Below are 17,734 nucleotides of genomic sequence, written 5' to 3'. Positions count from 1 at the left end.
GTGACATGTTGTATCATTTACTCGTGGGCGACGCCAGTCATCTTGATGCGACCGAACAGGCACTGCGGCAGGACGCCCGGCGCAACCGGGATGCGGTGATCGCCGCGGCGATTCGGATACTCGCGGCCGACCCGGAGGCGAGCATGCGGCAGATCGCCGCGGAGTCCGGCGTGGCGCGGATCACCGTCTATCGGCACTTTCCGACGCGTGAACACCTCATCCGGGCGCTCATCGACCTCGTCGTGGAGGAGGAACGGGCCGTCGTCACGACCGCGATCACGCCGGACGCCACGGCGACCGAAGTCTTCGGCCGGCTCGGGCCGGGGATCATCCGGGTCGGAGAACGCTACCGGTTCCTGGACAACCGTTCCGGCAGCGTCACCGACGCGCCGCTGCGCCACCCCGCCGCCGATGAGCCGCTGCTCATGTGGCTGACCAAGTCCGCCGAGCGGGGTGAGCTCCACACCGATCTCACGCCCGAGTGGATGTACGCGATGATCCATGGGCTCGGCCGCGCGGCCAACGAGGAAGTGCTGGTCGGACGCAGAACCGCGGACGAAGCCGGTCAATTGCTCGCCCGCACTCTGACACACACCTTCGTCGCGGACCGTGACGGTTCAGCGACCGGTCCCGGATAGCGGCTGTCGCGGCGACCTGATACGGCGGCCCGGCGCCGGGAGGCTGCGCGGCGGTGCCGCCGCTCACCCCACGGTGACCGCGCTCGCGGTGAATCCCGCGACGGCGGTGTCGATGGCCAGGGTGCACAACTGCTGCCCGGCAAACCTTCCCATGCCGGGAATCGCACGCTGTCCATCGTGGACGGATCATGGTCGTGACCAGCGGTGAGCAATTCGACAGGCGGACGGCTTGAACGCGACGCCGAGCGTGAAACCGGCCGCCGACGTCCAGGATCCAACGCGCGTCAGCGCGTATAGCTACCAGGTGTCTATTGCAGCAGACCCGCCAACCGAGCGACCGACAACACGCCGCCGGTGGCTGCGGCTGGCGGTGGCCTCACCGCCGTCCCCGGTCGGTTTCAACCCCGCACGCGGGGAGCGCCGCGATATCGTGCCACGCCATCTCCGGTCAGCCGCATATACACGCGTACGGCGATTGGGTCCGCGGTCTGTTGCCTGCACCCGTCAGCGGGCGCCGAGGACGTCGAGGTGCCCGGCCGCCGCCTCGCCTGCTGGGGCGACGGCGTCGATGTCGACCGGGAGGTGGCGGGGGCCGCGCAGGATCGGGTTGGGCCGGTAGGGTGGCGGGTCGCTGACGAGGCGGGGGTTGGTCAGGCGGCGGGCGAGTGCGGGCAACGCGATTTGGGCCTCGACCCGGGCGAGTGGGGCGCCGAAGCAGTAGTGGATGCTGTTGCCGAAGCCGAGGTGCACATTGTCGGTGCGGGCGGGGTCGAACGTGTCGGGATCAGGGAAGCGGTCGGGGTCGCGGCTGCCGGCGGCGAGCACGAGCGTCAGCGGGGAACCGTTGGGGATGACGGTGCCGGCGACGGCGATGTCGGCCGTTGCGGTGCGGTTGGACAGGAACTGCACCGGTGGCTCGAAGCGCAGCAACTCCTCGACCAGCGGGATGACCAGGTCGGGGTCGTGGCGGAGCCGGTCGAGCACGTCGGGGTGGCGCAGCAGGGTGAGCATGCCGTTGGTGATGAGGTTGACAGTCGTTTCGTGACCGGCGACGAGGAGCAGCGCGCAGGTGGCGAGTAGGTCGGCGCGGGACATCGGGGCGCCGGGGCCGGTGTCGGTGAGCAGGCCGGACATGAGGTCGTCGCCGGGTTGGCGGGCGTGGGTGTCGGCGAGTCCGTCAAGGTAGGCGCCGAGTTCGGCCTCGACCTCGTTGCGCCTGCGCTGGCGCTCGGGGAACGGCCCGGTGGTCGGGTCGATGGTCTCGACGAATGCGTCGGCCCACCGGTGGAAGCGCGGCTGGTCCTCGCGGGGGACGCCGAGCAGCCGGCAGATTGCGGTCACCGGCAGCGGGTAGGCGAAGTCGTCGACGAGGTCGACCCGGTCTTTGCCGGCCAGGTTGTCGATCAGCTCGTCGGTGACCTCGGTGAGCCAGGGGCGCATTCCGTCGATGCGGCCGGGCGTGTGGGGCGGCCCGAACGGGCGGGTGGCCAGCTCGCGCAGCCGGTCGTGTTCGGGCGGGTCGCGGCGGATGAAGTCGAGCGGCGGACCGTCGCCGTCGGCCATGTCGGGGCGGCTGCGGGGGTCGGAACTGATCCGTGGGTCGTGCAGCAGCGCGACGATGTCCCGGTATCGGCTGACCAGGTAGGTACCGTCGGCCTCCCGAGTGAGCGGTGTCTTGCGCAGCTCGGCGTAGAGCGGGTAGGGGTCGGCCCGGTTCGCGGGGTCGAGGATCTGCTGGAAGATGCTGGCCTGTGGCACGACGAGTTCCTTAGTGGTGGTGAATCAGGTTGGCGCGGCGCTCGCTCGGGTCGTGGCCGGTCACCGTCACGGTGGCGTGGTGGCTGGGGGCGGTCTGGTCGGGCAGTTCCGGCGGCACCGGCCGCTGGCCTTCGGGGAGCCCGTCGGGCGGGAACGGCGCCGCGTTCTCGATCAGCGCCTGGTAGTGCCCCAGCCACTTGGTCTGGTCGAACCCGACCGCGGCGGTCATCCGCCCTCGGTAGCCGTAGGCGGCCACGAACCGCCGCTCGGCGACCGAGCCCTGAGCGATGACGACCTGGTCGGCGAAGGTCGGCACACCCACAGATTTGATATTGGTACCGAACTGGGCCGACCAGAACACCGGGCTGGCCACGTGCGGCCACCGCTGCTGCGGTGTGCTGATCATGTTGTGCGCGGCGACCTCGGCCTGGGCGACCGCGTTGCCCCAGTGCTCCAGTGCTAGGAACTGGTAGTCGAACAGCGGGTGCGGGAAGCGGGCCACGTCCCCGGCGACGAACACGTCGTCGGAGACCACGCCGTTGACGTCGAAGGCCCGGCAGCCCGCGTCGCAGCCGACGCCCCATTCGCCGACGGCGAGTCCGGAGTCGTGCAACCATTCCACGTTGCGGACCGCGCCCAACGCCACCACCGCCACGTCGATGTCAAGCACGCTGCCGTCGGACAGATGCGCGCGGCGCACCCGTCCACCGCTGTCACCCTCCAACGCGGTGACGGTGACGCCGCAGCGCAGGTCGACGCCGTGCGCGCGTTGCAGGTCGGCGGCGACCGCGCCGATCACCCCGCCCAGGGCGCCGACCAGCGGTGCAGGTCCCCGCTCGACCAGCGTGACGTCGAGGTCGCGGTTGCGGCAGGTCGAGGCGACCTCGGAGCCGGTGAACCCGCCGCCGATGACCAGCACTCGTCGGGGTCGCTCGGCCAGGCGCCGGTGCAGGCCGGCGGCGTCGTCGCGGGTGCGCAGCAGGAACACGCCGTCGAGGGCGGCCTCCTCGGCGTTGAACCAGGGCCGTGCCCGGGTGCCAGTGGCGATCAGCAGCCGGTCGTAGGCGACCGTGCCGCCGTCGCCGAGGCGCACCTGTTTCGCGGTGAGGTCGAGGCCGGTGGCGGGTACGCCGAGGCGCCACTGCGCGTCGACGTCGTGGCGGAACGGCAGGGTGGTGTGGTCGGGCGCCACCCAGCCGTCGAGCACCTGTTTGGACAGCGGGGGCCGGTCGTAGGGCTGGTGGGGCTCGTCCTCGATCACGGTCAGCGTGCCGGTGAAGCCCTCCCGGCGCAGCGTCGCCGCGGCGGCCAGGCCGGCCAGCGACCCGCCGACGATCACGATCCGGCCGGTCCGCCGCAACGACGCGAGCCACGGGTAGGACAGGTACCCATCATCCGGCGCGGGCTGGCCGAGCCGGACGGCGCTGAGCCCGGCCGATGCCGGGACCTCCCGGTCCTCGAGGTCGTCGACCAGGATCGCCTGCACCGGGCACGCCGCCGCGGCCCGCAACACTCTATCGCGCTGCGCATCGTCGGGCTGCGGATCGTACATCAGCGCCTCGACACCGCACATCCGGAAGACGTCCGGGGCGAGGAAGGCACACTGCGCGTACGCCTCGCATCGCGTCAGGTTCACCACGACCCTCATGACCCCAGCGTCGGGTGAAACCGGCCCATCCCGCCCCGCCCACAACGGGTGAGGGTTGCGGCACGGGGTCGCGGAAACTGGAACAACATCCAACGACGGGAGGGCAGCACATGACGCAGACCAAGGGCGCGGCGATCGTGACCGGTGCGAGCCGGGGGATCGGCGCCGCGATCGCGCAGAAGCTGGCCGACGACGGGTACGGCGTGGTTGTCAACTACGCCGCGGACGCCGACGGCGCCGAGTCCGTCGTCTCCGACATCCGGGGTCGCGGTGGGCGGGCCGTCGCCGTGCGCGCGGACGTCACGGCGCCGCGCGACGTCGCGGAGCTGTTCGACCGGGCACGACAGGAGGTCGGCCCGCTGGCCGCGCTGGTCAACAACGCCGGATCGGCCGGCGACCAGGCTCGTATCGACGAGCAGGATGCAGAGCACCTGACCCGCCTGATGCAGACCAACGTCGTGGGCCCCATGGTCTGCGCCAAGCACGCCGTGCAGGCGATGTCCACCGCGCGGGGCGGCACGGGCGGCTCGATCGTGAACATCGCCTCGATCGCCGCCCAGGCGCCCCCCGGCATCCAGGGATTCGTGCCGTACGAGGCCACCAAGGGCGCCGTGGTGTCGTTCAGCCGTGGCCTGTCACACGAGGTCGCCCCCGAAGGGATCCGGGTCAACAGCGTCTCGCCAGGTGTCATCGACACGCAGATGGCGGCCGGAACTCGAGGAGCCAAGGAAGCCGCCGTGAGCAGTCCACTCGGTCGCGCCGGCCGGCCGAATGAGATCGCCGACGCCGTGTCGTGGCTGATCTCCCCAGCGGCGTCGTACGTCACCGGCAGCGATATCACCGTCTCCGGCGGGCTCTGACCGACCGACCCCGGACGGGTTATCGCCGTGCGGATCCACGCCGCAGCGATCGGTTGTGTTCCGGTGGTGATCGGATGTAGCGCAACCGTTCAGCACGCCGGGCACCGTCTCGGCATGCGCACCCGTCGATCGCCCCATCGCCGGCGGACGTTGGGAAGCTAGATCGCGTGGACCTGCGGATACGCGCCGCACGTAGATCAACCGCCTCTCATTGTTTGTCCATTGTGGACCTGATGTGTTCCAAATGTGTTCGGCTGTTTCGGAAGGGTCCAGACCGGTCCGTGTCGGTCGGCGTCCGTCTGTGCCGACCGGTCTGGATCTTGGCGGCAACGCGGGTGGTCGAGCCGCTCTTCAGCAGGGCTGTCCAGGCTTCTGCGTCCGCGCCGATCCGGTGAGAGCTGCGGGCAGCCGCCGCAGTCCCGTCGAGTGTGGCCACCAGCGTCCAGATGACGTCCACGAGCAGTGGATGGCGTTGCAGGAGAAGTTCAGGTTGAACGTTCGCGGCGAATGGCTGATGCATTTCCGGCGCCCGGGAAGGTGGTGCCAGCCTCGACGCTCCGTTGCCGTGGGGCGTGCACGGATCCGCCGCAGCGTGCGCACTGGTGTTCATCGCCGTGCCGTCGAGGAAGATTTTGAGCCGCGGCGGTTCGATACGCGGTTGCTACAGGCCTGTGTAGAGGGTGTCGGGCGGGCTCAGGTTGATCGGGTCTGGGCCGGTCAGCACGCCGCCCTCCACGGGCAAGGTGTGGCCGGTGATCCAGGCGGCGTCGTCGGAGCCGAGGAACGCGACCGCTGCGGCGATGTCTTCGGGCTCGCCGACCCGGCCGAGCGGGTACATCGTCTTGAGTCGCTCCAGCTCGCCGGGCTGGGAGTCCCAGTTCGGTGTCCGGATGGTGCCGGGTGCGACCACGTTGAAGCGGACGCCGAGCGGGCCGTACCGGGCGGCGTAGTTCTGCGACATCGCGATCTGGCCGGCTTTCGCAGCGGCGTACTCCACGTTGCCGAACGCCGCGATGCCGTTGACCGAGCCGATCGTGACGACGTTGCCGCGGGTTCTCACAAGGTGTGGCAGGGCCGCCTGAATGCAGCGGGCGGCGCTGATGAGGGTGAAGTCGAGCTGGCGGTGCCAGTCCTCGGTTGAGGTGTCCTCGGGCATTGCGGTGACGATGCAGCCGCCCGCGTTGTTCACCACCAGGTCGAGCCGGCCGAACCGCCCGACCGCCGCGGCGACCGCGGCGTCGATATCGGCGCGTGCAGTGACGTCGACCTTGACCCCGAGCGCGTGCTGCGCGCCGATCTCCTCAACCAGCGCTGCGACCGCGTCCTCCAGCAGGTCAGTGATCACCACGGCACCGCCCTCGGCGGCGATCCGCCGTACAACAGCCTGCCCGATGCCCTGCCCCGCCGCCGTCACCAGCGCGACCTTGCCCTCGAATCGCCGCATCACCACCACCGTCCGATGATCGCAGACAGCGTCCGCATCTGCCGCTGTGCAAGCGTGCTGCGACGGCCGCCGAGTCATAGGGTCGACGCGTGATCACCTGCGTAGTGCACTACACCGTTGACCCCGCTCAGATCGAGGCGTTCGAACGGTTCGCTCGCGAGTGGATGCGGCTGGTGACCAAGCACGGCGGGATCCATCACGGCTACTTCCTGCCGGCGGAAGGGGCGAGCGATCGAGCCGAGGCGCTCTTCAGCTTCGAAAGCCTGGCTGCCTACGAACGCTATCGTTCACGGTTCGGCGCCGACCCGGAGTTCATCGCGGCGGACCGGATCCGAGACGAGTCGGGCTGCATCCTCCGATACGAACGGACGTTCATGCGGCCGCTGCTGCCTGACGGAACGACGCACTGATCTGCCGCTGTTGGTGGGTGTCTGGCCGGGTTAGAGGGTTCCGGATTCCGGCCAGTGAGACCAATGTGTGTTGGGTGGCGTGTCCGGGGCATACCGTTTCACGTCTCCGGTGGTGAGTACGTCGGCGAGTTGGATGAAGGTCGTTGACTCGCTGGGGAGTTCGCCGTCGGGGTGATGCCACTGGTCCAGTCGTAGGAGCTCGGGTAGGTCGGCCGGGATTCGCCGCCGGAGTTCTGATTCATCGGCAAGAAGCAGTTCTCGGTGGTCTGGGACGAGCCGACGAAGTACGTCGATCAGTTCCTCGCCATGTTCGCCGGGTATGTCGAGCCGGTGGCCTCGGATCACGATCGAGGTTCCGCAGTACGTCTCGGGCTGGTCGTCGTCTTCGATCTCGTCCCAGTTGTCGATCCGGTCAAGGAAGTCCGCGTTCTCGAAGCCCGGTTCGCCGCTGGTCAGGCAGTTGCCGAAGACGTGGAGGATGTCGGTGAGATTGGCGGCCCGGGGTGAGTAGCCCGCCGTCTCGACGATGAGCGCCCACCGCCGCGCGTCGCGGTATGCATGGAGCCGGGCGTCGACAGCGTAGTAGTAGCCGTTGTTCAGGTCCGGAAACACGCATTGCTCGGCCGCAGCGTCGAACTGGCTGAGGATCTCAACAGAGTCCATGGCCGTGCAGCGTAACTGCGCACGCTCCGTCGCGGGCGACCCGCGCACATCTGCCTCCGATCGGCATGACGGCGCCAGTTCGATCGTCACCCTCCGCGCTGGCTTGCTCGGGCGCCGTTGACAACGCCAGGCGCGCCATCATGCCGAGTTGAGGACGCGGCACCGGGGCAACCCCGTAGATCAAGAACCTGTGGCACCGGTAGCCCCGGGGCAGCAGTAGGTTGCACGGATGTCTTCCCACCTCAGTCAAGGTGCGTCAGGAGCGATCCGTCGCTTTGCCGGTTGGGTTGCGCGTGGCTCGGTCGGCCGCCCCATGCTGGAGGGCATCAACTATTGGGACGAACTGAAGGACTCGCCCTCCCAGATGGAGACCTGCTTCGCCATCTTCGCCAACGTCCTCGAACTCGACGAGCAGGGAGAGCCGATCAACGAAAAGTACGCCGAACGCCGCGCCGCGACGTTTCTCTACCAATACTGCACCGGGACGCTTCCTGCCGGAGAACCAGAACTCGAATTCTGGGAGGTCGAGCTGTACTGACAGCTGGTGATGGGGCTGCCAATGAGAGTGTGGCTGGCATGGCCTCCTCCAGGATGGACTCGAACCCAACCGCGATCTGGAGGCATCCTCATCTGCCGCGATCCGCGCGCTGCAGATCGTGATGGCCCAGCTGGCGGTTCGGCGCGCGGGTCTGCCGAATTGAGTCGGTTGTGCGCGCCGCTGGCACGGGCCGACGGCTCGCGCCGCGACCAGGTGCCTCGCGTCGCACGAGCTGCCGCAGCAACTCACGGCCTCAGTGAGCGGTCCCGTCTCCGCGTTCAGAGAGGTCCGGGTGCTACAACGTCACACGTGAGCTTCTTTGGCACCTTCGTGCTCGCTCGGTCCGACACGCTGCTGCCGCATGTGCCCGGGGTGCGGTCCGCGTTCGGCAGCCGATTCGTCGCTGTGCACCGATACGACAGCGGCTGGCAACTGGCGCACCTCAATCCGCCGATGTACCACGAATGGCCGACCATCCACGGTGGACCCGCGCCCCTGGCGGTGGCCACCGGCGCACCCGCACTCGCAGTAGAGATCAAAGAGAGTTACTGCCTGCAGTACGGCGGTGCGACCCCCGACGGATCTACGTGGCTGGCCCACTTCGCCAACACGGCCGAGCGGACCGGTCCCACGTTCCGTGACCTCGCCGCGGCCAGAGGGCTCGTTCTGCCGCCCTGCCCGGCAACGCAACGATGCGCCTTTGACCACCACGAAGAGTGCACCGTGCCCTTGCCTGACGGCGCCGAGGTGCGGGACGACGACCCGGCCGGCCTGGCCGACAGCCTGTCCGGCTGGGCCACGGCGGCCGGCCTGCCCGCCCCGGCGAACCGCATCGCCGACGCGATCGGCACGCACACCGACGATGAAGCCGTGTGGGCGCTCATCGACGTGCTCGGGTTCGAACTGCTGGAGACGGTCCACCCGCTGTTCACCTTCCACGAGCATGACTGGCGGGACGCGTGGCGCATCGGAAATCACGCCAGCATGCAGGTCTTGCGAGCATGCAACGCCCACCGGGAAGGCGACGAACCGGCCTCCTACGACCGTCCACTGCCGGGCGCCAACGAGTTCCTGCGGTTTCTGGACCTGGTAGCAGCATCCATGTTCGGCGGCGGCCTCACGAAGGAAGAACTGCGCATCGAGGCCGCACGGCTGCTGGACACCTACCCCGAGCCATAACCCATCACGCCAACCTCACGGCCGCCCGCCCTACCGTCCTCATACGACAACGCCAAGATCGCGGCCTCCAGTCACCGCATCTATGCCCGTATCGCGGCGCACTCTCATGCCGCTACGGAAGCGCGGTGACCGCCAGGCGCTCGTCACCGGCGGTGAGCGGCCTGACCAGGTCAGGGCTTCTGATCGTTAGTTGCGGGTTGGGATGTTCGTGCGTCAGGATCGGGCGCATGATGTGCGGGAAGGGCCCCTTGCGCCGCGCGGCGTGAGGCGCCTGGTGCCGGCGGCGTCGCTGGGCAGTTGGGCGTGGCTGGAAGCCGACATCACTTCCTTGGCCCAATGCGTGCGACAGTATCGACAGTGGGGTGACAATCGCCGACTCGATCGTTTCCGGCAACGCGTCTAGGTAGCGGGTGTCTTCGGCGAGGACCAGGTCGACGAGCTCGCGCGCCCGCTGCCGGACCATGGGCATGTCGGATGCGGCGGTCGCGGACTCGGCACCGCGCCATTCAGGAAGGTATGCCGGCAACCCGAAGCTCTCCATGTGTCCCGATCTCGCAAGGTGCGATGGACAAGCGTAGTCAACACCTCGCGCCACTCGCTCATGGCCGCAGACATCGCGCCCACAAACCCGCAGTCTGTCACGCCCAGCGCTGACGTCGTTGGACGTCGATGATGACCGGAATTCGGCGTTGTCGGGTCCTCGGAGCTGGGCAGAGCCGCGGGCCAGATGGTGTTACCCTTCGCTCGCTGTGCGGCCGACCGCGGCTGCGACGGAGGAGCCGAGCGTGAGCGAACACAGCATGACGGTAGTACGGCTGGACGATGTTCCAGTGGCCGATCGCGAGCAGATCGCCGCCGCGGTGCAGGACCTTCTGGTGACCCGCGGTGTGATCATTCCCAACGATCGTCGCGACCCACTTTGGCAGCCAAGTGTTTGGATGCCCGGTCCGCAGTCCCGGACGATCGTGGACCACACAGACTGGTTCGACGCGTTCCTGCACACCGCAAACAACGGCGTCGACATCAGCGTCGAGCGCGACGCCTACCATCCGGTCGAAAACGATGAGGTGCCTCGCTGCCTACGCTGCGACGCCGAGGCGCCGGCCGACTACACCGACTCCTACGCCGAGTGGCTAGAGGCGTGGATGAGCCATGGGCAAGAACCGTCGTTCGTCTGTGGTTCGTGCCAGCGGTCGGCCCCGGTAGGCGACTGGAACGGCCGGTTCAGCGTTCTTATCGGCGCTCCGGCGGTGACCTTCTTGAACTGGCCACCGATCTCGCAACGCCACATCGCCGAGCTCCGCGGCGCACTCGGCGGGCGCACCGGGATCGTCTTCAGCCACTGGTAAACGGATTCAGAGGCGCCGACGGCCTTCGCCGACGCCGAATGTTGTGCGCGGATCTGCCGCCGCTGGTGCGTGGTGACCGGCCCGGGGCTCGTGACTCGTAGTCATGAGTCTTGGCCTGGTCGAGACATCCTGTCATGCCGATTTGAGCGCGCCAGCAATCGGACGTCTGCCTTGCGCGACACAGGCAGCATCAGGGGAATCGGTGCGCACGCATTGCCGCAAGCAGCCATGCGAACGCAGGCACAGCCGGCGGCCCCGCATCGGTGGCGTTGAGTGTGCTGAGGAGCTGCCAGTAGCGCTCGATCCGGGAGTCGGCCACCATCTCCAGCCATGTGAGCAGTGCGGCGGCCTCCTCGACGGGCAGGTCGGCCGGAACGATCCGGTCGAGTGTCTCGCGGCCTTCAGCGGAGTCGGGAGCGACGCCGCGCTCTTCGGCGCTTCCGGCGTGGGCAAGGACGAGTGGTCGGATGTTCAGCCCGAACTCCAGACGCGGGCCATGGTCGGCGGCGCTCAGCACCATGGCGCGGAACTTCTGCCGAAAGTCTCCGTCGGCGACCAGCTCGGCCAGCTCCAGCCAGGCGTCGATTTGCTCGTCGGTGGGATCCTCGATGAGCTCGGCAGGCAGTTCGCGCATCCAGTCGGCGATGACGGCACTATCCGGGTCGGCCGTGCCGTCGAATGCATGGTCAACGAAGTCGTCGATGATGCGCTGGCGCTCCTGCGCGGACAGTCTGGCGAGCTTGTTCATCAAGGTCATCTCCTCGGTCGTGCTCTGCCGACGGGTAACGGTGTGTAGGACCGTGCGTCGTAGCTGCAGCGTGCGGATCTCTGCATCGAGCGCCTTCACGTGAGCTGCCGCAAGATCGGCCAGCGTGACCTGCTTGGCCAGCAGTGCTCCGACGGCATTGAGACCAAGGCCCAGATCACGCAGCGTCAGAATGAGCTCGAGCCGAGCGACGGCCACCGCGTCATAGAGTCGATACCCCCCGCTGGAACGGCCGACTGGCGGGAGCACGCCCCTGTCCGACCAGAACCGGACGGTCCGGGCCGACACACCTGCGCACTGCGCGAGTTGCCCGATCGTATAGAGATCCGATTCGCGATCCACGTACCAAGCCTGAAGGTTCCACCGGATGGAAGCTCAAGCGGACACGCCCACAATCGCAACGACCGCACTGTCATGCCGCCGTTGGTGCGCGGCGGCCGGCTGGCGCACATCACAGGGAGTAACCAGCACGGCGAGGCCGGGACTTCGTGTCCTGTCGAGGATCACGCACCCGATCCTGGTCCCAGATCGAGCGCCGCCGGAGCATGGTGGCCGACTCCGGAAGTGCTAGTCGTAGACGGTCTCGGCCGTCGCCACGCGGGAGAAGGCGATCGTTCGGGTGCCTATCCGGAGGTGGCTGTCGTCGGCGAAGCCGATTTGGACGTCTATCAGGCAGGCCACGTCGACCCGGCTCTCGCGCACGAGGTGGCCGGTGGTGCGCAGCCGGTAACAGGTTTTGTAGCCCGACCCGTACCCCGACCGGGCGTACAGCGCGTGCCGGCCGTCCGGCGCGACCGCCACACGATACGACCGGGACTCTTCGCCGATGCCTGTCTCGAAGACGTTCACGGCGGCAGCCGCTACAAGGGCGAACGGCGCAAGCACCCCAGCGAACACGGCCAGCACCCGCGCTGCGGTACGTCCGTCCAACACCCGCCAGGTCGCTGCGGCGAGCAGCACCAGCCCGGCGGCGAAGAGCAGCACCGCCCGGGACAGCCGCTCCAGCGGCACGAGCACGACCACGTGCCACGGCCCCGCGTGCGCCTGGAGCTGCACGGCAAGGTCGAGCGCCAGCGTGCCGACGCCGACCGCGAGCGCCGCGGCGGCCAGGATGCTCCGATCGGCCTTCACCACGTATATGGTCGGCCGGCCCGCAGCCACCGTCGACCCCGACCGGCGAATCTTCACAACAGGCGTTGCCGAGCATCGCCAAGACGGGGGGCGTTGTAGGCGCGATCGCGCGGCATGTGCGGGAAAGGCAGGAGGAAGCCGCACGGCGGCGTATCGGCGACGCCCTGGGCCTGGGCGACGACGGCGAGCTGTCCTCAAGGTCGACGACAACCCTCGACGATCTACATTTGGCGAGGTCATCGGGCGTTTGATGATGCAAGGGCTGGTTGGCGGAGACGGACGGGAATCGAACCCGCCTGGCCCGGATTCCGGACCACACCAGTTTTGAAGACTGGGAGGGGCACCAGCCACCCGCACGCCTCCGTCGCCCACTGTAGTCGTCCGGGCGGTACGGCGCCTCAGAGGTGCGCGAGCCACGGATGACCCGGATGCACGCGGGTCAGCAGTGCGGCCAAGGCCCCGCGCTGGGCCGCGGTCATGTGCGGGACGGTTTCGTCGAAGTCCGCCTGGTCCTTGCCGCGGGCGTGTTTGGCCTTGAAGAGCAGGACCAGCTCGGGCGTGAGGTACGGGATGCCGTCCCGGGTGCGCAGGATGATGTCACGGTACGGAAGCCGGATCGTCTCGTCGCGGCGGCAGATCCACGTGTCGCCGTCGTGTGGCTCGCGGAACACGTCGAGCAGGTAGTTGCCGGTGGCCGGGTCGCGCAGCCAGGTCTGGTGTGTCGCGGCCAGCTCGTCCGGTGTGGCGTTCTCCCAGATCCGGCCACTGGCCACCGTGTCGAAGACGTATCCGGGGAAGCGGTCGCGGACCTCGGGGAAGCGGGCTGCGGGGATCGCGATCTCGATGTCCCCGTGCTCGCGTGTCTGCCTGCCGAGGAACAGGTCCAACGCCCAGCCCGCGGCCACGCACCAGGGAGTGGCGGTGCCGGCCAGCTGGTCCGCGACCTCGGCCGGGGTCCAGCAGGAAGACCACCTGGCGGGCAGGGCGTCGATGTCGGCCGGGGACAGCTGGATGCCGCCGGCGGGCAGCTGGTCGCTCACCGCGCAATGATGGCATATATCAATCTGCCAGGTAGCATATTGAATTGCGGCGCGCGCGGTTGCCCATTCATTGGCTTGTGGTACGAATGTCGGTCATTGCAATTGGTGAACATTCACGCAAGTCATGCTGTGTCCGGAAGTGCCGGTAAATCGCCGGGCAGGCCCCTTGATCGATTTGCCCGTTGTCGCCCGAAGCTACGACAGTGTTTCCCCCGTTAGAGGGAACTGTCGCGTTCCTGTCCATTGTGGACCCGCATTCGCGCTGCCTGGTGTGCCTGCGCCGGGCCGTGATAGGCCCTATGAGATCCACTTGGCGCCCCCTGGAGCAACACGCGCCCCCATCGAACAAGAGGAGAACCGATCGTGCGCAAATCTGGGTTGAACCCCAGGCGCTGGCGGGGCAGGACGCTAGCCGCGTTCACTGCCGCCGCCGTCGTGGCGACGAGTGCGGTAACCGCCGCGCCCGCCGCCGCCGATCCCAAGCCGAACCCCGGAAAGGCCCATGACGTCGAGGGCCACGGCCCGCGTGACGTCGACAACCGTCGCGGCGGCAAGGCGCCGACCGCGAAGCAGAAGGCGGCCGCCGATCGGGTCGGCGCCGCGAAGGTCCGCTGGAACTCCCTCGGCGAGCCCGAGGCCGTCGGCCCGGACAAGGCCCTGGCCACCGGCCTGACCGGCGACCCGGTCGCCGCGGCCCGCAAGTACCTGCTCGACAACGAGGAGCTGTACGCGCTCGACGCCCCGGCCGTCGACGCGATGCAGCCGATCCTCGTCCAGGCGCTCGGCACCGGCACCGTCGTGCAGCTGCAGCAGCGCTTCGGCAACCTGCCGGCCGGCCACGACGGACTCGTGTCGATCCTGCTCAACAAGGGCAACGTCGTCTGGGTCACGTCATCGCTCTCGCGCGACACCACCGCGCCCGAGCCGGCGACCCTGTCGGCGTCCGACGCCGTCGCCGCGGCCCTGGCCGACGCCGGTCTCACGGCCGGTCAGATCGGCGCGCCCGACGTCATCGAGGTCGCCGTGCCCACCCCGGACGGCGGGCCGCGTGCGGCGTACCAGATCAGCCTGGTCTCGAACGACGCCGACAACCCCACCGCGTACTCGACCTTCGTCGACGCGCGTACCGGCGAGATCCTCATCCGTGAGGACATGGTCGACTTCGACTCCGACAACCCGACCTGGGCCGTCTTCCCGACGACCGCGCCGCAGACGGTCACGGCGGGCACCGACTCGCGGGTGACCTGGTGCTTCACGCCGGCGGTCAACTGCGTCAAGACCGTGAAGGACGCCGCGTCGGGCAAGGCCTGGGACGTCAACCAGCTCACCGGTCAGCCGACCTTCACCTCGTCGGGCAACTCGGCCAACAACCTCGTGTCGTGGGGCGGTGGCGTCGCGGCCTTCCCGGCGGCCACCAAGACGGACCGCAACTACAACTACGCGTTCACCGACCAGTGGCACGAGTCCAAGTGCAACCCGGACGTGTTCACCTCGGCGACGCGCAACGACGCGGACGCGGCGGTGTCGAACCTGTTCGGCATGCACAACGCGATGCACGACTTCAGCTACCACCTGGGCTTCACCGAGGCCGCGTGGAACATGCAGGTCGTCAACACCCAGCCCGGCGGCCTGGGCAACGACCCGGAGCAGGGTCGCGCGCAGTCCGGCGCCCTGAGCGGCAGCCGGAACAACGCCAACCAGAGCACGGGCCGCGACGGTGCGACGTCGACGACCAACATGTACCTGTGGCAGCCGGTGGCCGGCTCGGCGTACCCGCCGTGCGTTGACGGCGACTACGACATGACCGTCATCGGGCACGAGTACACCCACGCGATCACCAACCGCATGATCGCCGGCCCGAACAGCGGCATCTCCGGCTCGCAGGGCGGCTCGATGGGCGAGGCGTGGAGTGACCTCGTCGCCGCCGAGTACCTGTTCGAGAACGGCCTGCGCGCTCCCGGCGACACCGAGTTCGTCACCGGCGCCTACGTCACGGGCAACGTGCACGAGGGCATTCGCGACTACGACGCCAGCAAGAGCCCGCTGAACTACTCGGACTTCGGCTTCGACCTGGTCGGGTCCGAGGTCCACGCCGACGGCGAGATCTGGGTCGCCACGAACCTGCGCGTCCGCAAGGAGTTCGTCAGCCGCTACGGCCTCGGCAACCCCGAGCTGCAGCAGAAGTGCGCCGACGGCGCCGCCGACGTGGCGTCCTGCCCGGGCAACCGGCGCTGGATCCAGCTGATGTTCGACTCGTTCCTGCTGCAGGCGGCCAGCGGGGCCACCATGACCAGCATGCGCGACAACATGCTGGCCGCGGACCTGGTCCGCTTCGGGGGGGCCAACCAGGACATCATCTGGAAGGGCTTCGCCGAGTCCGGCCTGGGTGAGGGTGCGACGGGCGCTCCGTCGGACACCGACCCGACGCCGAGCTTCCACTCGCCGTACGCCGAGAACGCGACCGTGACCCTGCGGCCGATGGCCGGCTCCGCCGGTGCGAACGTCACGCTGTACGTCGGCGACTACGAGGCCCGGGCGACCCCGGTGGCCGACACCGACCCGTCGACGCCGCTGCCGGACACGTTCCAGATCCTGCCCAACACCGAGTTCCACTTCCTGGTCAACGGCAAGGGCTACGGCAGCCAGAAGTTCACCGCTTCCTTCAAGCCCGGCAAGGCGCAGGAGCTGAAGCTGAAGCTGCCGCAGAACGTGGCCTCCTCGGCGCTTGGCGCGGTGGCGACCGGTGACGGCGTCAACCTCGACAAGATCAACGACGAGACCGAGGGCACGAACTGGGCGTCGGTCAACGGCGTGGCCGGCAAGCAGGTCACGATCGACCTGGCCGGCGACAAGCCGGTCAACGTCCAGTCGCTCAACGTCAGTGCCCTGCTGCGCCCGGCCCTCCGGGGCGACGTCGACTCCAGCACGCAGAACCAGAACCGGTTCAGCGCTCTGCGCTCGTTCTCGGTGCTCACCTGCGACGCCACGAAGGCCGACTGCAGCAAGGACTCGAGTTACACGGAGGCGTACCGTAGCAACGACGACGCCTTCCCGGGTGGCGCCTGGCGTCCGGTGGCGCCGCAGCTGAACCTGCGCACCTTCGACATCCACCCGACGCTGGCCACGCACGTCCGTGTGGTCGTGCGGTCCAGCCAGTGCACCGGCAACCCGTTCTACGCCGGTGAGCAGGACAACGACCCGCGGGCGAACACGGACTGCGCTGCCAACAGCCAGTACCGCGACGAGGTCCGCATCGCCGAGGTGCAGGTCTTCGGCTCCAGCGGCAACATCACGCCGGGGCAGTAGGCAACACCGTTCAGGGGCCCCGCCGGCACTCGCCGGCGGGGCCCCGCTCGTGTTCGGACGTTTTTGTCGTACCCCGCGAGTAGCGTCCGGGCCATGAAGCACAACAGTCGCCCCCGGACCGGTGGTCGCCGCTCGTCCGGGAGTGTGCCGGGGTCGCTCGAGGCTAGGGTCGGCACATGACGTATGCCGAGGTGAACGGGGTCTCGCTGTGGTACGAGGAGCACGGCTCGGGTGAGCCGCTCGTGCTGCTGCACGGCGGGTTCTGGACCATCGAGATGTTCGGGGCGTTCCTGCCGGCCCTGGCGCAGCGGCGGCGGGTCATCGCCGTCGAGTTGCAGGGGCACGGGCACACACCCGTGACCGAGCGTCCGCTTCGGTACGAGACCTGCGCCGACGACGTCGCCGCGCTGATCTCGCATCTCGGGCTCGGGCGCGTCGACGTGCTCGGCTACTCGCTGGGGGCCGGGACCGCGGTCCGGATCGCGATGCAGCACCCCGACGTGGTGCGGCGGCTGATCGCGATCTCGACGCCGGTGCGGCGCTCGGGCTGGTTCCCGGAGGTGCTGGCCGGGATGGCGCAGCTCGGGCCGGAGGCGGCGGAGGGGATGAAGGCGTCGCCGTTGTACGCGTCCTATGCCCGGGTCGCGCCGCGGGTCGAGGACTGGCCGGTGCTCGGGGCGCGGCTCGGCGAACTGCTCCGGCGCGACTACGACTGGTCCCCGGAGGCGGCCCGGATTCAGGCGCGGACCATGCTCGTGTACGCCGACGCCGACTCGATCCCGCCCGCCCACGCGGCCGAGTTCTACGCGCTGCTCGGCGGCGGCCTGCGCGACGCGGACTGGGACGCCTCGAAGCGGGTCGCGTCGCGGCTGGCGATCATCCCGGGGCGCACGCACTACGACATCACGGAGGCGCCATCGTTGCCCGGTCTGGTGGAGGAGTTTCTGAGCGAGCCCGACTGATTCCACGGGCCACGCGAGCGGTGCGCGCCTCCTGCCCGTGAT

At 68.8% G+C, this 17,734-nt stretch carries 16 protein-coding genes and 1 tRNA gene; 8 read left to right on the top strand and 9 right to left on the bottom strand.

All coding sequences use genetic code 11. The features are described 5' to 3' along the window. Positions 1–23: 23 nt before the first annotated feature. Positions 24–638: a TetR/AcrR family transcriptional regulator gene (locus AC6JBM_RS28690; RefSeq protein ID WP_497977155.1), complete on the top strand. Its 615-nt coding sequence runs from the start codon at positions 24–26 to the stop codon at positions 636–638. Between the two features lie 504 nt (positions 639–1,142). Here the strand turns inward: AC6JBM_RS28690 and AC6JBM_RS28685 are convergent. Together AC6JBM_RS28685 and AC6JBM_RS28680 are read right to left on the bottom strand one after the other, a co-directional pair. Continuing rightward, positions 1,143–2,396 (bottom strand): cytochrome P450, encoded by a 1,254-nt coding sequence (locus AC6JBM_RS28685; protein ID WP_497977154.1) that lies wholly within the window; start codon positions 2,394–2,396, stop codon positions 1,143–1,145. 10 nt (positions 2,397–2,406) lie between these two features. Further along, positions 2,407–4,044: an FAD-dependent oxidoreductase gene (locus tag AC6JBM_RS28680; protein WP_497977153.1), complete on the bottom strand. Its 1,638-nt coding sequence runs from the start codon at positions 4,042–4,044 to the stop codon at positions 2,407–2,409. A 110-nt stretch (positions 4,045–4,154) separates the two neighbouring features. Between AC6JBM_RS28680 and AC6JBM_RS28675 the strand changes: the two genes are divergently transcribed. Further along, positions 4,155–4,904: an SDR family NAD(P)-dependent oxidoreductase gene (locus AC6JBM_RS28675; RefSeq protein ID WP_497977152.1), complete on the top strand. Its 750-nt coding sequence runs from the start codon at positions 4,155–4,157 to the stop codon at positions 4,902–4,904. 661 nt (positions 4,905–5,565) lie between these two features. On the opposite strand, the gene AC6JBM_RS28670 is transcribed toward AC6JBM_RS28675, so the two are convergent. After that, positions 5,566–6,426, bottom strand: coding sequence for an SDR family NAD(P)-dependent oxidoreductase (locus AC6JBM_RS28670; protein WP_497977151.1), 861 nt, complete (start codon positions 6,424–6,426; stop codon positions 5,566–5,568). Positions 6,427–6,437: 11 nt separating this feature from the next. On the opposite strand from AC6JBM_RS28670, the gene AC6JBM_RS28665 reads away from it, so the two are divergent. Further along, positions 6,438–6,758 (top strand): NIPSNAP family protein, encoded by a 321-nt coding sequence (locus AC6JBM_RS28665; RefSeq protein WP_350621520.1) that lies wholly within the window; start codon positions 6,438–6,440, stop codon positions 6,756–6,758. A 30-nt stretch (positions 6,759–6,788) separates the two neighbouring features. Here AC6JBM_RS28665 and AC6JBM_RS28660 read toward each other — a convergent pair whose 3' ends face one another. Next, on the bottom strand, positions 6,789–7,421 hold the full coding sequence (locus tag AC6JBM_RS28660) for a DUF7003 family protein (protein WP_497977150.1): 633 nt from the start codon (positions 7,419–7,421) through the stop codon (positions 6,789–6,791). 229 nt (positions 7,422–7,650) lie between these two features. On the opposite strand from AC6JBM_RS28660, the gene AC6JBM_RS28655 reads away from it, so the two are divergent. Continuing rightward, on the top strand, positions 7,651–7,959 hold the full coding sequence (locus AC6JBM_RS28655) for a DUF7677 family protein (protein ID WP_497977149.1): 309 nt from the start codon (positions 7,651–7,653) through the stop codon (positions 7,957–7,959). Positions 7,960–8,268: 309 nt separating this feature from the next. Further along, positions 8,269–9,138: a hypothetical protein gene (locus AC6JBM_RS28650; protein WP_497977148.1), complete on the top strand. Its 870-nt coding sequence runs from the start codon at positions 8,269–8,271 to the stop codon at positions 9,136–9,138. A 112-nt stretch (positions 9,139–9,250) separates the two neighbouring features. Here AC6JBM_RS28650 and AC6JBM_RS28645 read toward each other — a convergent pair whose 3' ends face one another. Beyond that, positions 9,251–9,679, bottom strand: coding sequence for a hypothetical protein (locus tag AC6JBM_RS28645; protein WP_497977147.1), 429 nt, complete (start codon positions 9,677–9,679; stop codon positions 9,251–9,253). Positions 9,680–9,923: 244 nt separating this feature from the next. Between AC6JBM_RS28645 and AC6JBM_RS28640 the strand changes: the two genes are divergently transcribed. Further along, the gene (locus AC6JBM_RS28640; protein WP_497977146.1) at positions 9,924–10,487 is read left to right on the top strand and encodes a hypothetical protein; all 564 of its coding nucleotides are present in this window, start codon (positions 9,924–9,926) and stop codon (positions 10,485–10,487) included. 190 nt (positions 10,488–10,677) lie between these two features. Here the strand turns inward: AC6JBM_RS28640 and AC6JBM_RS28635 are convergent, their stop codons facing one another. The 4 genes from AC6JBM_RS28635 to AC6JBM_RS28620 all read right to left on the bottom strand — a co-directional run bounded on the left by AC6JBM_RS28635 (position 10,678) and on the right by AC6JBM_RS28620 (position 13,424). Beyond that, entirely contained in the window at positions 10,678–11,595 is a 918-nt protein-coding gene (locus tag AC6JBM_RS28635) for a helix-turn-helix domain-containing protein (protein ID WP_497977145.1), read from the bottom strand. Positions 11,596–11,820: 225 nt separating this feature from the next. Next, positions 11,821–12,384 carry a hypothetical protein gene (locus AC6JBM_RS28630; RefSeq protein ID WP_497977144.1) on the bottom strand — a complete coding sequence of 188 codons (564 nt, stop codon included), beginning with the start codon at positions 12,382–12,384 and terminating at the stop codon, positions 11,821–11,823. Between the two features lie 267 nt (positions 12,385–12,651). After that, positions 12,652–12,747, bottom strand: a tRNA-Sec gene (locus tag AC6JBM_RS28625). Positions 12,748–12,782: 35 nt separating this feature from the next. Next, on the bottom strand, positions 12,783–13,424 hold the full coding sequence (locus AC6JBM_RS28620) for a nucleotidyltransferase domain-containing protein (RefSeq protein ID WP_497977143.1): 642 nt from the start codon (positions 13,422–13,424) through the stop codon (positions 12,783–12,785). A 435-nt stretch (positions 13,425–13,859) separates the two neighbouring features. Here AC6JBM_RS28620 and AC6JBM_RS28615 point away from each other — a divergent pair, with 435 nt between their 5' ends. Next, positions 13,860–16,730 carry a M36 family metallopeptidase gene (locus AC6JBM_RS28615; protein WP_497977142.1) on the top strand — a complete coding sequence of 957 codons (2,871 nt, stop codon included), beginning with the start codon at positions 13,860–13,862 and terminating at the stop codon, positions 16,728–16,730. A 176-nt stretch (positions 16,731–16,906) separates the two neighbouring features. Further along, on the top strand, positions 16,907–17,692 hold the full coding sequence (locus AC6JBM_RS28610; protein WP_497977141.1) for an alpha/beta fold hydrolase: 786 nt from the start codon (positions 16,907–16,909) through the stop codon (positions 17,690–17,692). Positions 17,693–17,734: the final 42 nt, after the last annotated feature.

It is taken from the genome of Dactylosporangium thailandense (genome assembly GCF_059739745.1).
This window is presented reverse-complemented; position numbering and strand designations above follow the sequence as displayed.